This window comes from gamma proteobacterium symbiont of Lampromicra miyakona (assembly GCF_059730895.1).
Map to the genome: position 1 here is coordinate 131,498 of NZ_AP035932.1, position 12,412 is coordinate 143,909.

Genomic DNA, 12,412 nt, shown 5'->3' on the forward strand with positions numbered 1-12,412 from the left:
AGGCGTGATGCGCCGCCAGCCGTTAGCCGGTGTTACGCATGCCGGCCGCGACGCCAGCGATAGTGACCATCAGCGCCTGTTCTACGCGCGCATCAGGTTCATCGCCGCGCTCTTCCTGCGCACGCGCACGCTGCAACAGTTCCGCCTGCAGCACGTTAAGCGGGTCGGTGTAGACGTTACGCAGCGCGATGGACTCGGCGATCCACGGCTGGTCCGCCATCAGATGCGCATCGTTCGCGATGGTCAGCACCGCTTTGATGTCGGCATCGAGCTGATCGCGCAGCTGTTTGCCGAGCGGCCACAGCGATTTATCCACCAGACGCTGATCGTAATACTCCGCCAGCCACAGGTCAGCCTTCGAGAACACCATCTCCAGCATGCCGAGGCGCGTGGCGAAGAACGGCCATTCGCTGCACATGGTTTCCAGCTGATCCTGATGGCCTTCGTCCATCGCTTTCTGCAGCGCCGCGCCGGCCCCCAGCCACGCGGGTAGCATCAGGCGGTTCTGCGTCCAGGCGAAGATCCACGGAATGGCGCGCAGCGACTCAACGCCGCCGGTCGGACGCCGTTTCGCCGGACGCGATCCGAGCGGCAATTTACCCAGCTCCTGCTCTGGCGTCGCCGAGCGGAAGTAGGGTACGAAGTCCGGATTTTCACGCACATAGCCACGGTACATGGCGCACGAATAGGCTGACAGGCCGTTCATGATCTCCTGCCATTCGCGTTTTGGTTCTGGCGGTGGCAGCAGGTTGGCTTCCAGAATCGCCCCGGTGTAAAGCGACAGGCTGGCGATGGTGACTTCCGGCAGGCCATATTTGAAGCGAATCATTTCGCCCTGTTCGGTCACGCGCAGGCCGCCTTTCAGGCTGCCCGGCGGCTGTGACAGTAGTGCTGCATGCGCCGGTGCGCCACCGCGGCCAATCGAACCGCCGCGTCCGTGGAACAGCGTCAGGGTAATGCCGGCTTTGTCGCAGGTTTTAATCAGCGCATCCTGGGCCTGATACTGCGCCCAGCTGGCTGCCATCACGCCGGCATCTTTTGCCGAGTCGGAATAGCCAATCATCACCATCTGCTTGCCGTTGATGAAGCCGCGATACCAGTCGATATTCAGCAGCTGGCTCATCACGTCATTGGCGTTGTTGAGGTCGTCGAGGGTTTCAAACAGCGGCGCCACCGGCATTGCGTAAGGGATGCCGGCCTCTTTCAGCAACAGATGCACCGCCAGTACATCAGACGGCGTTTTGGCCATCGAAATCACATAGGCGGCAATCGAACCCTGCGGCGCTTCTGCCGCCACTTTGCAGGTATCCAGCACTTCACGCGTGTTGTCGCTGGGCTCCCACTGCCGCGGCAGCAGCGGCCGCTTGGAATTCAGTTCACGGATCAGGAACGCCTGCTTGTCGGCTTCTGACCAGCTTTCGTAGTCGCCCAGTCCGAGATAGCGCGTCACTTCGGCAATCGCTTCGGTGTGGCGGGTGCTCTCCTGACGGATATCGATACGCACCAGCGGCACGCCGAAGCACTTCACGCGGCGCAGCGTATCAAGCAGCTGGCCGTTGGCGATGATGCCCATGCCGCACTGCTGCAGCGACTGGTAAATAGCAAACAGTGGCTGCCACAGCTGATCGTTAGAAACCAGCAGATCGGCCGGACGCGGCAGGCGCTCACCCTTCAGACGGCGCTCCAGATAGCTCTGGGTGCTCATCAGCTGGCTGCGGATACGTTTCAGAATTACACGATACGGCTCCAGCGCCTCCGCATCGCCACACAGTTCGCGCACTTCGTCGCTGCACTCGGACATCGACAGCTCGGACACCAGCACGCCGATGTCGCGCAGGAACAGGTCGGCGGCTTTCCAGCGGCTTAGCTGCATCACGTGGCGGGTAATCGGTGCGGTGACGTTCGGGTTACCGTCACGGTCGCCGCCCATCCACGAGGTAAATTTGATTGGCACAAAATCCACTGGCAGCTGGATGCCGAAGCTCTCTTCCACCTGCTGGTTTAGCTCGCGCAGAAACGCCGGTACGCCTTCCCACAGGCTGTTCTCCACCACCGCGAAGCCCCATTTGGCTTCATCTACCGGCGTCGGGCGATATTTACGGATCTCATCGGTGTGCCACGCCTGCGCTACCAGCTGACGCAGACGGCGCATAACCTGGTTGCGTTCGTAGTCGGTGATGTCACTGTGGTCGAGCTGCTGCAGACAGCTGTTCACTTCGCCCAGCTTGTGGATCAGCGTGCGGCGGGTAATTTCGGTCGGGTGAGCGGTGAGCACCAGCTCCAGCGACAGCTCCTCAATCGCCTGGCGGATGGCCGGCTCGCTGAGATCGCTCTGCTGCTTCAGGCGCTCGAAGGTTTTTTTCAGCAGCTCCGGATGGTTAGCACCGTCGCCGCTGCGCGAAATGGTTTGATACTGTTCTGCCACGTTGGTGAGGTTAAGGAACTGGCTGAACGCGCGTGCCACCGGCAGCAGCTCGTCGTTAGACAGGTTTTGCAGCGTGGAGAGCAGTTCCTTACGATGAGTGTCATTTCCTGCACGGGATGACTTAGAGAGCTTGCGGATGGTCTCCACCCGATCGAGGATGTTCTCTCCCAGTGCATCCTTTATCGTATCCCCGAGCAGTTTGCCGAGCATACTGACATTACTTCGCATTGCGGAATATTGTTCGTTCATGTGACCCTGACACCCTTATCGTCTTAAATATAAAACCTCTATACCCAACGGGCATAACATCGTCTTTTATCTAGCCACGGTTCTTCCTGTTCGTCAATTGACTTAAATTGCCGGTATCGTGCTGCTAACTATCGGAAATTCATCGAATTTAATTGACAGGAGGTGGGATAAGTTATTCTTATTATCAAATCCCGGATAATGACGGGGCAATTTGCTGATTTCGCAGTGAAATGCCCCATCTTTTAATCATCAATGGCAAAAATGCTGCACAACCTGAGTGATAAGCGCATGAGTCGGCTTAATAAATGCGGTATCAATAAACTCGTCTGGCTGATGCGCCTGATTGATGGATCCAGGCCCTAACACCAGCGTCGGGCACAACTGCTGGATAAACGGCGCTTCGGTGCAGTAATTCACCACTTCTGTCGGCACCCCCAGCAGCTTCTCCACCACCTTCACCAGTTCATGATCGGCCGGGCATTCGTAGCCGGGAATCGGCGGATGCAGCTCACCGACAGTCAGACGGCCCGGCCAGCGCGCGCTCACCGGTGCCAGCGCTTCATTGAGTAAACCGTCGAGATCGCTCAGCGTCAGTCCCGGCAGCGGACGGATATCCATATGCAGCTCACAGCAGGCGCAGATGCGGTTCGCCGCGTCGCCGCCGTGGATATGGCCAAAGTTCATGGTCGGATATGGAATGGCGAAGCCGTCGTGGTGATAGCGCTCTTTCAGCGTATTACGCAGCTGCATCAGCTGAGTAATGGATTCATGCATCAGCTCGATCGCGTTCACGCCGCGCGCCGGATCGCTGGAATGACCGGACTGACCCTGAATGCGGATGGCGTGCGACAGATGGCCTTTGTGGGCGCGCACCGGTTTCAGCGACGTCGGTTCGCCGATGATGGCGCAGTCCGGCCGCAGCTGGGTCGATTCAGAGAAGTATTTCGCGCCGGCCATCGTGGTCTCTTCATCGGCGGTGGCAAGGATGTACAGCGGTTTGCTGAGCTTCGTCACGTCAACGTCACGCAGCGCATCAAGAATAAAGGCAAAGAAGCCTTTCATGTCGGCGGTGCCTAAGCCGTACAGCTTGTTGTCGTGTTCGGTCAGGGTGAAGGGATCGCGCGTCCAGCGGCCGTCGTCGTACGGCACGGTGTCGGTATGGCCCGCCAGCAGCAGGCCACCTGCGCCGCTGCCGCTGCGCGCCAGCAGGTTGAATTTGTGGCGCGTGCCCGGCACCGGCTGGACTTCCACGCTGAAGCCGAGATCGCGGAACCAGCCCGCCAGCAAATTGATTAAAGTTTCATTGCTCTGATCCAGCGCGCTGTCGGTGGCGCTGATCGACGGTGTTGCAATCAGCTGGCGGTAGAGTTCGATAAAAGGTGGAATTTTTGTCTTCACTGTTGACGGTCCCTGGGTTAGGATGTATCAATATTAATGCATTAATAGTGAATAAAAATACATTAACGTCGTCTGCATGTGAACTGAAAAAAGCTGCAAACGGCATCGTGGGCAACGGGGCAATGCCGCGACCCGATACGTGTGACTGTAATAAGGTATACAGCCTGATGTTGAATACGCTGATCGTTGGTGCCAGTGGTTATGCTGGCGTAGAGCTTGCCACCTACCTGAATCGCCACCCGCATATGAACATAACCGCTTTGGCGGTTTCAGCGCAAAGCCCGGATGCCGGAAAGTTACTCTCCGATCTCCATCCGCAGCTGAAAGGCAGGGTCGATTTGCCATTGCAGCCGCTGGGTGACGCCGCAGAGTGGGCCGGCAAGGTCGATGTGGTGTTCCTCGCCACCGCACACGAAGTCAGCCACGATCTGGCCCCGGAATTCCTGAAAGCCGGCTGCGTGGTGTTCGACCTCTCAGGCGCGTTCCGCGTTAACAACGACGGCTTTTATCAACAGTATTACGGTTTCAGCCATCAGCACCAGGCGTGGCTCGACAAAGCCGTTTACGGCCTGGCCGAATGGAACCACGAGCAGATTAAAGACGCGCAGCTGGTGGCGGTGCCGGGTTGCTATCCGACCGCCGCGCAGCTGGCGCTTAAGCCGCTGATTAAGGCTGGCCTGCTTAATCCGGCTCAGTGGCCGGTCATCAATGCCACCAGCGGCGTCAGCGGTGCCGGACGTAAAGCCAGCGTCACCACCAGCTTCTGTGAAGTCAGCCTGCAGCCGTACGGCCTTTTCAATCACCGTCACCATCCGGAGATTGTGGCCCATCTCGGCACGCCGGTGATCTTCACGCCGCATCTCGGTAATTTCCCGCGCGGCATTCTGGAAACCATCACCTGTCGTCTGAACGCCGGCGTGAGCCAGCAGGATGTGGCGGCGGCGTTCCACAGCGCCTACCACGACAAACCGCTGGTGCGGCTGTACGACAAAGGCGTACCGGCGCTGAAAGCGGTGGTTGGCCTGCCGTTCTGCGATATCGGCTTTGCCGTGCAGGGCGAGCACCTGATTGTTGTCGCAGCGGAAGACAACCTGCTGAAAGGCGCCTCCTCACAGGCGGTGCAGTGTCTCAATATTCGTTTCGGCTTCCCCGAAACGCTGTCTCTGATTTAACGGACGGATAACCTGACCATGAGCAATCCTCTGATCATTAAGCTGGGCGGTGTACTGCTGGATAGCGAAGAAGCGCTGGCGCGTCTGTTTGATGCCCTGCTGGCGTACCGCACGCAGCACCAGCGTCCGCTGATCATTGTCCACGGCGGCGGCTGCCTGGTGGACGAGCTGATGAAGAAACTGGCGCTGCCGGTGAAAAAGAAGAACGGTTTGCGCGTGACGCCGGCCGATCAGATCGACATTATTACCGGTGCGCTGGCTGGCACCGCCAACAAAACGCTGCTGGCGTGGGCGAAGAAGTACGGCATCGGCGCGGTGGGTTTGTGCCTTGGCGATGCGGACCTGGTGAATGTGGCGCAGTTCGATGAAGAGCTGGGTCACGTGGGCAACGCCACGCCGGGTAATCCGCAACTGCTGAATACGCTGCTGGACGCGGGCTATATGCCGGTAATCAGCTCGATTGGCATCACCGACGGTGGTGAACTGATGAACGTCAACGCTGACCAGGCTGCGACTGCACTGGCCGCGACCATCGGTGCCGATCTGGTGCTGCTGTCGGACGTCAGCGGTATTCTGGACGGCAAAGGTCAGCGTATCGCCGAGATGACTGCAGCCAAAGCCGAGCAGCTGATTGCCCAGGGCATTATTACCGATGGCATGATTGTGAAAGTGCATGCGGCGCTCGACGCGGCGCGTACGCTGGGCCGCCCGGTGGATATTGCCAGCTGGCGTCATGCTGAACAGCTGCCAACCCTTTTCAACGGCGTGTCGATTGGCACCCGGATTCTCGCATAATCAAGGATTACGACATGAGCACGCAAAACATCAAAAAAATCGTTCTGGCTTACTCGGGCGGTCTGGATACCTCGGCCATCATTCCCTGGCTGAAAGAGAACTACGGTGGTTGTGAAGTGGTGGCGTTCGTGGCCAACATTGGTCAGGATCCGGCCGATCTGGAAGGCGTAGAGAAGAAAGCGCTGCAGTCGGGCGCGTCTGAGTGCCACGTGGTCGATCTGCGTGAAGAGTTTATCAGCGAATACGTTTACCCGGTGCTGCAGACCGGTGCGCTGTACGAAGGCACCTATCTGCTGGGCACCTCAATGGCGCGTCCTATCATCGCCAAAGCGCAGGTTGAACTGGCGCTGAAAGTGGGCGCAGACGCGCTGTGCCACGGCGCAACCGGTAAAGGCAACGATCAGGTGCGTTTCGAAACCACCTATACCGCGCTGGCACCGCAGCTTAAAGTGGTGGCGCCATGGCGTGAGTGGAACCTGCGTTCGCGTGAAGCGCTGCTGGATTACCTGAAAGAGCGCAATATCCCGACCACCGCGTCGCTGGAAAAAATCTACAGCCGTGATGAGAACGCCTGGCACATCTCGACCGAAGGTGGCGTGCTGGAGAGCCCGTGGAACGCGCCAAACAAAGATTGCTGGGTGTGGACCGTCGATCCGCTGGAAGCGCCGGATCAGCCAGAAAACGTCACTGTCAGCGTGGAGAAAGGTCAGGTTGTGGCGGTGAACGGTGAGAAACTGAGCCCGTTCCAGTGTCTGGAAAAACTCAATGCGCTGGGAGCGAAACACGGCGTGGGCCGGATTGATATCGTGGAAAACCGTCTGGTGGGCATTAAATCACGCGGCTGCTACGAAACCCCTGGCGGCACCATTATGGTCAACGCGCTGCGTGCGGTTGAGCAGCTGGTACTGGATCGCGACAGCTTCAAATGGCGTGAACAGCTGGGTCAGGAGATGTCTTACGTGGTGTATGACGGCCGCTGGTTTGCACCGCTGCGTCAGTCAATCCAGGCCGCTGCCGCATCGCTGGCAGAGCTGGTGAACGGGGAAGTGGTACTGCAGCTGTATAAAGGCCAGGCCACGGCGATCCAGAAAAAATCGGCGAACAGCCTGTACTCAGAAGAGTTTGCCACCTTCGGCGAAGACGAAGTGTACGATCACCGTCACGCGGGCGGCTTTATCCGTCTGTTCTCGCTCTCTTCACGCATTCGCGCGCTGAACGAGCAGAAGAAGTAATACCGGCGGCAGGCGACATATTTTGCAGGGGCGGCTTCGGGCCGCCCTTTGTTTAACAGATTCAGGAGCAAACAGATGGCACTTTGGGGCGGACGTTTTTCGCAGGCGGCAGATCAACGGTTTAAACAGTTCAACGACTCACTGCGGTTTGACTACCGCCTGGCGGAGCAGGACATCATCGGTTCGGTGGCCTGGTCAAAAGCGCTGGTCACGGTAAACGTGCTGAGCAGTGAAGAGCAGCAGCAGCTGGAAGCCGCGCTGAATGCGCTGCTGGAAGAGGTTCGCGCCAATCCGCAGCAGATTCTGCAGAGCGATGCCGAGGATATTCACAGCTGGGTGGAAGGCAAGCTGATCGACAAAGTCGGCGCGCTGGGCAAAAAGCTGCACACCGGGCGCAGCCGTAACGACCAGGTGGCGACCGATCTCAAACTGTGGTGTAAAACGCAGGTGGCACTGCTGCTGGAAGCCACGCGCGAGCTGCAGTCAGCGCTGGTAGCCACGGCTGAAGCCAATCAGGATGCCGTGATGCCGGGCTACACCCACCTGCAGCGGGCGCAGCCGGTGACGTTTGCCCACTGGTGTCTGGCCTACGTTGAGATGCTGGCGCGCGACGAGAGCCGTCTGCAGGATACGCTGAAGCGGCTGGACGTCAGCCCGCTGGGCTGCGGCGCGCTGGCCGGCACTGCTTATGAGATCGACCGTGAGCAGCTGGCCGGCTGGCTCGGCTTCGCCTCTGCCACGCGTAACAGCCTGGATACCGTGTCAGACCGCGATCACGTGCTGGAGCTGCTGTCTGATGCCTCGATTGGCATGGTGCACCTGTCGCGCTTCGCTGAAGACATGATCTTCTTCAACACCGGTGAAGCCGGCTTTATTGAGCTGTCCGATAAAGTGACGTCAGGCTCATCGCTGATGCCGCAGAAGAAAAATCCGGACGCGCTGGAGCTGATCCGCGGCAAGTGCGGTCGTGTGCAGGGCGCGCTGACCGGCATGATGATGACGCTGAAAGGGCTGCCGCTGGCGTACAACAAAGATATGCAGGAAGACAAAGAAGGGCTGTTCGATGCGCTCGATACCTGGCTTGACTGCCTGCATATGTCAGCGCTGGTGCTGGATGGCATTCAGGTGAAGCGTCCGCGCTGTCAGGAAGCCGCCGAGCAGGGTTACGCCAACTCGACCGAACTGGCCGATTATCTGGTAGCCAAAGGCGTGCCGTTCCGCGAAGCGCACCATATCGTCGGCGAAACCGTGGTGGAAGCGATCAAACAAGGCGTCGCGCTGGAAGCATTAAGTCTGGCGCAGTTTAAGCAGTTTAGCGCGGCGATCGGGGAAGATGTTTATCCGGTGCTGTCGCTGCAGTCTTGTCTCGATAAGCGTAACGCGCGCGGCGGCGTAGCACCACAGCAGGTGGCGCTGGCGATTGGCGAAGCGAAGCAGCGCTTAAACCTGGCGTAATGCGCGCCAGGAAATTTCTTTCGTAAAAAAGAGACAATTCTTGATCGGCCTGGCGTGAAGAGTTCTTAAAGTGTGCTCGCAGTTAATTTGGAGAACATAAATGAGCACTTCACGCTTTGGCTACCCTTTCTTTCCTCTGGAGCCGGCCGTTGAAAACCAGGTTCCTGTCACCTTCGATTCCGCCTCGGTGAATGACGGCGGTTTTATTGTCGATGGCGAGATCACCCGCGATACGCGCCCTGCGCTGAACGGCTATGCCGGCCGTGGCGTCACGCTTGAGTGTTACCATAACGGCGAGTTAGTGGGCAGCACGCTCAGCGATGCTCAGACCGGCTACTTCAGTTTTACGCTGCCTGCCACGCTGGCGGGCGGGAGTCATCAGTTCGTGGCACAGGTGGCGGCAATGCCGCAGAGCGCAAGCGCACCCTTCACGCTGATCGTCGAAGACGCCGGTTTTGTGCCGGTCACGCTAACCGCCATGCACAGCGGTGCGCAGTTTATCTGGCCGGAAGAGAGCACCACGCAAACCCAGCCGACCTTTTCCGGTAAAGGCCAGCCCGGCAGCCGGGTTGAGCTGTTTGATAACGATGAGCCGCTCGGCAGTGCGCTGGTCGATAGCGATCACAAATGGACCTTTACGCCATCTCATGCGCTGGCCGCTGGCGAGCATCAGATCGTGGTGATATGCGGCGCAGGGAATGTCAGTGCGCCGGTCAGCCTGATCGTCGCGGATGATGTTACGGGAGGTGCGGCCCGGCCGGAGGCGCTCAGCGGCCTGCATCTGCACGACCTGCTGGCCAGCGTGCCGGTTAACCTGTTCCAGGACGCGGAGCTTAACCCGGCCACGCAGCAGTATGAGCTGGTGCTGAATAATGACGATCTGCAGCAGGAGCTGACGCAGTCCGGTATCGTCGGCCACTCCCTGGTGCTGACGGAGCAGGATTTGCAGCAGTTGCTGGGTGATGTGCCACTGTGATGCAGAGGCAAAAAAAAGCGGGCTTTAAGTAGCCCGCCAACCTCTAGCTTCGGAATTACATATAGTTATAGGCACATCATCAAAGGGCTGGCACTCCCGGCCAACTCAGTGATTTCGTGAGCAGGTTGCAGGTGCTGCTCCAGATTGTTGTTGTTGCGTGTCTGCATTAGCCGCTTTAACAATCTGTGGTCTTAATCAGATGGCCGGTATTATTCCTGTTCACCGCTTGATAGGGCTAATCGTTCATTGCTATTCTATCTATCGCCACGGGCTATCGTGGTTTGGAGGCTATCAATGAACATTCGTGATCTGGAATATCTGGTTTCGCTGGCGGAACATCGCCACTTTCGTCGTGCCGCTGATGCCTGTCATGTCAGCCAGCCGACCCTGAGCGGGCAGATTCGCAAGCTGGAAGATGAACTGGGTGTGATGCTGCTGGAACGGACCAGCCGTAAAGTGCTGTTTACTCAGGCTGGACTGCTGCTGGTGGATCAGGCGCGAACCGTGCTGCGTGAAGTGAAGGTACTGAAGGAGATGGCCAGCCAGCAGGGTGAAACCATGTCCGGGCCGCTGCACATTGGTCTGATTCCGACCACCGGTCCCTATCTGCTGCCGCATATTATTCCGATGCTGCATCAGACCTTCCCGAAACTCGAGATGTATCTGCACGAGGCGCAAACGCAGCAGCTGCTGGCGCAGCTCGACAGCGGTAAGCTCGACTGCGCGATTCTGGCGCTGGTAAAAGAGAGCGAAGCTTTTATTGAAGTGCCGCTGTTTGACGAGCCGATGAAGCTGGCGATCTACCAGGATCACCCGTGGCACGATCGCGATCGCGTGCCGATGTCGGATCTGGCCGGTGAGAAACTGCTGATGCTGGAAGATGGTCACTGTCTGCGCGATCAGGCGATGGGCTTCTGCTTCGAAGCCGGCGCTGATGAAGATACCCATTTCCGCGCGACCAGCCTGGAAACGCTGCGCAACATGGTAGCAGCCGGCAGCGGTATCACTTTGCTGCCGTCGCTGGCGGTACCGAATGAGCGCGTACGTGATGGCGTGTGCTATCTGCCGTGTTACAAACCGGTGCCGCAGCGCACCATCGCGCTGGTGTATCGTCCGGGATCGCCTCTGCGCAGCCGCTATGAGCAGCTGGCAGAAGCAATTAAAACCCACATGCAGGGTTACCTGGACCGTTCGTTAAAACAGGCGGTTTAAGCCGTTTAACGCCGCCACGCGGTAGGCTTCGGCCATGGTGGGGTAGTTGAAGGTGGTGTTCACGAAATACTCAATTGTGTTACCGCCGTTCTTCTGCTCCATGATGGCCTGGCCGATGTGAATGATCTCCGCCGCACGCTCGCCAAAGCAGTGAATACCCAGAATCTCTTTGGTTTCGCGGTGGAACAGGATCTTCAGGCTGCCGACGTGCATGCCGACAATCTGCGCGCGCGCCAGATGCTTAAACTGCGCACGACCCACTTCATACGGCACTTTCATCGCCGTCAGCTGCTGTTCGGTTTTGCCGACAGAGCTGATTTCCGGAATGGTGTAAATCCCGGTCGGGATATCTTCAATCAGGTGCGCGGTGGCTTCCCCTTTGATGATCGCCTGCGCGGCAATGCGGCCCTGATCGTAAGCGGCAGAGGCCAGGCTCGGGTAACCAATCACGTCGCCCACCGCATAAATGTGCGGCTGCGCGGTCTGATACATGCTGTTCACTTTCAGCAGTCCACGGCCATCGGCTTCCAGCCCGACGTTTTCCAGCGCCAGTGAATCGGTATTACCGGTACGGCCGTTAGCGTACAGCAGGCAATCGGCTTTGACCTTTTTGCCGGATTTGAGGTGCATGATGACGCCATCGCTGACACCTTCAATCTTCTCAAACTCTTCGTTGTGACGAATCACCACGCCGCTGTTCCAGAAGTGATAAGAGAGCGAATCAGACATCTCCTGATCGAGGAACGCCAGCAGGCGATCGCGGGTGTTGATCAGGTCAACCTTGACGTTAAGACCGCGGAAAATCGACGCATATTCACAGCCAATCACGCCCGCACCATAAATGATGACGTGGCCGGGTTCATGATGCAGGTTGAGGATGGAGTCGGAGTCGTAAATGCGCGGATGGGTAAAATCGACGTCCGCCGGATGATACGGGCGGGAACCACAGGCGATGACAAACTTCTCTGCGGTTAAGCGCTCGCGCGTGCCGTCTGGCTGTTCCACTTCGATGGTGTTGGCATCAACAAAATGGGCGTCGCCCTGATAAAGCTCACAGCGGTTACGCTCGTAAAAGCCCTGACGCATGGCAGTCTGCTGGCTGATGACGTTCTCAGTATGATTCAGAATGTCGGCGAACGAGGAGCGCAGGAGTCGGGTGTGATCGCTATAAAGAGGGTTTTGATTGAACTCGATGATACGGCTGACAGCGTGACGCAGAGCTTTGGAAGGGATGGTTCCCCAGTGAGTACAACCGCCGCCGATGTTGTGGTAGCGTTCGATCACTGCAATGCGCGCTCCCTGCTTCACCAGCCCCATCGCCGCACCTTCGCCGCCCGGACCGGAGCCAATCACAATGGCATCGTAATCGTAAGACTTTTGCATACCAGTACGTCCTATGTTTCTATACATTTTTACAACGAGATTCTAACATCTCGCCGCGCACATCTGAATTCTAACAGCGTAAATTGGCAAAGTTTGACAATCAGTGAGGTTAACA

General features: G+C 58.1%; 9 protein-coding genes. 6 read left to right on the forward strand and 3 right to left on the reverse strand.

Going from position 1 to position 12,412, the window contains the following annotated elements; all coding sequences use genetic code 11:
* Positions 1-22 precede the first annotated feature (22 nt).
* Positions 23-2,674, reverse strand: a complete 2,652-nt coding sequence (gene ppc, locus AC6I8P_RS00635) for a phosphoenolpyruvate carboxylase (protein ID WP_031279588.1) — start codon at positions 2,672-2,674, stop codon at positions 23-25.
* A gap of 249 nt (positions 2,675-2,923) precedes the next feature.
* Positions 2,924-4,072 (reverse strand): acetylornithine deacetylase, encoded by a 1,149-nt coding sequence (gene argE / locus AC6I8P_RS00640; protein WP_021506832.1) that lies wholly within the window; start codon positions 4,070-4,072, stop codon positions 2,924-2,926.
* A 167-nt stretch (positions 4,073-4,239) separates the two neighbouring features.
* Between argE and argC the strand changes: the two genes are divergently transcribed.
* The 6 genes from argC (at position 4,240) to oxyR (ending at position 10,914) form a co-directional block, all read left to right on the forward strand.
* Positions 4,240-5,244: an N-acetyl-gamma-glutamyl-phosphate reductase gene (gene argC, locus AC6I8P_RS00645; protein ID WP_282996698.1), complete on the forward strand. Its 1,005-nt coding sequence runs from the start codon at positions 4,240-4,242 to the stop codon at positions 5,242-5,244.
* An 18-nt stretch (positions 5,245-5,262) separates the two neighbouring features.
* A complete protein-coding gene (gene argB, locus AC6I8P_RS00650; protein WP_125310725.1) occupies positions 5,263-6,039 on the forward strand; it encodes an acetylglutamate kinase in 777 nt (258 codons plus the stop codon).
* A 14-nt stretch (positions 6,040-6,053) separates the two neighbouring features.
* Positions 6,054-7,271, forward strand: coding sequence for an argininosuccinate synthase (locus tag AC6I8P_RS00655; protein WP_021506829.1), 1,218 nt, complete (start codon positions 6,054-6,056; stop codon positions 7,269-7,271).
* Positions 7,272-7,346: 75 nt separating this feature from the next.
* On the forward strand, positions 7,347-8,726 hold the full coding sequence (gene argH, locus AC6I8P_RS00660) for an argininosuccinate lyase (protein ID WP_104094280.1): 1,380 nt from the start codon (positions 7,347-7,349) through the stop codon (positions 8,724-8,726).
* A 100-nt stretch (positions 8,727-8,826) separates the two neighbouring features.
* Complete coding sequence (locus AC6I8P_RS00665) at positions 8,827-9,702, forward strand: Ig-like domain-containing protein (protein WP_481657217.1); 876 nt, start codon at positions 8,827-8,829, stop codon at positions 9,700-9,702.
* A gap of 294 nt (positions 9,703-9,996) precedes the next feature.
* Positions 9,997-10,914: a DNA-binding transcriptional regulator OxyR gene (gene oxyR, locus AC6I8P_RS00670; protein WP_021506826.1), complete on the forward strand. Its 918-nt coding sequence runs from the start codon at positions 9,997-9,999 to the stop codon at positions 10,912-10,914.
* Here oxyR and sthA read toward each other — a convergent pair.
* On the reverse strand, positions 10,897-12,297 hold the full coding sequence (sthA, locus tag AC6I8P_RS00675) for a Si-specific NAD(P)(+) transhydrogenase (RefSeq protein WP_021506825.1): 1,401 nt from the start codon (positions 12,295-12,297) through the stop codon (positions 10,897-10,899). The genes oxyR and sthA overlap by 18 nt on opposite strands.
* Between the last annotated feature and the right edge of the window lie 115 nt (positions 12,298-12,412).

Excerpts from the sequence above, each read along its gene's own strand:
- ppc (WP_031279588.1), bottom strand. The coding sequence starts at position 2,674 with ATGAACGAACAATATTCCGCAATGCGAAGTAATGTCAGTATGCTCGGC.
- argC (WP_282996698.1), top strand. The coding sequence starts at position 4,240 with ATGTTGAATACGCTGATCGTTGGTGCCAGTGGTTATGCTGGCGTAGAG.
- argB (WP_125310725.1), top strand. The coding sequence starts at position 5,263 with ATGAGCAATCCTCTGATCATTAAGCTGGGCGGTGTACTGCTGGATAGC.
- AC6I8P_RS00655 (WP_021506829.1), top strand. The coding sequence starts at position 6,054 with ATGAGCACGCAAAACATCAAAAAAATCGTTCTGGCTTACTCGGGCGGT.
- argH (WP_104094280.1), top strand. The coding sequence starts at position 7,347 with ATGGCACTTTGGGGCGGACGTTTTTCGCAGGCGGCAGATCAACGGTTT.
- AC6I8P_RS00665 (WP_481657217.1), top strand. The coding sequence starts at position 8,827 with ATGAGCACTTCACGCTTTGGCTACCCTTTCTTTCCTCTGGAGCCGGCC.
- oxyR (WP_021506826.1), top strand. The coding sequence starts at position 9,997 with ATGAACATTCGTGATCTGGAATATCTGGTTTCGCTGGCGGAACATCGC.
- sthA (WP_021506825.1), bottom strand. The coding sequence starts at position 12,297 with ATGCAAAAGTCTTACGATTACGATGCCATTGTGATTGGCTCCGGTCCG.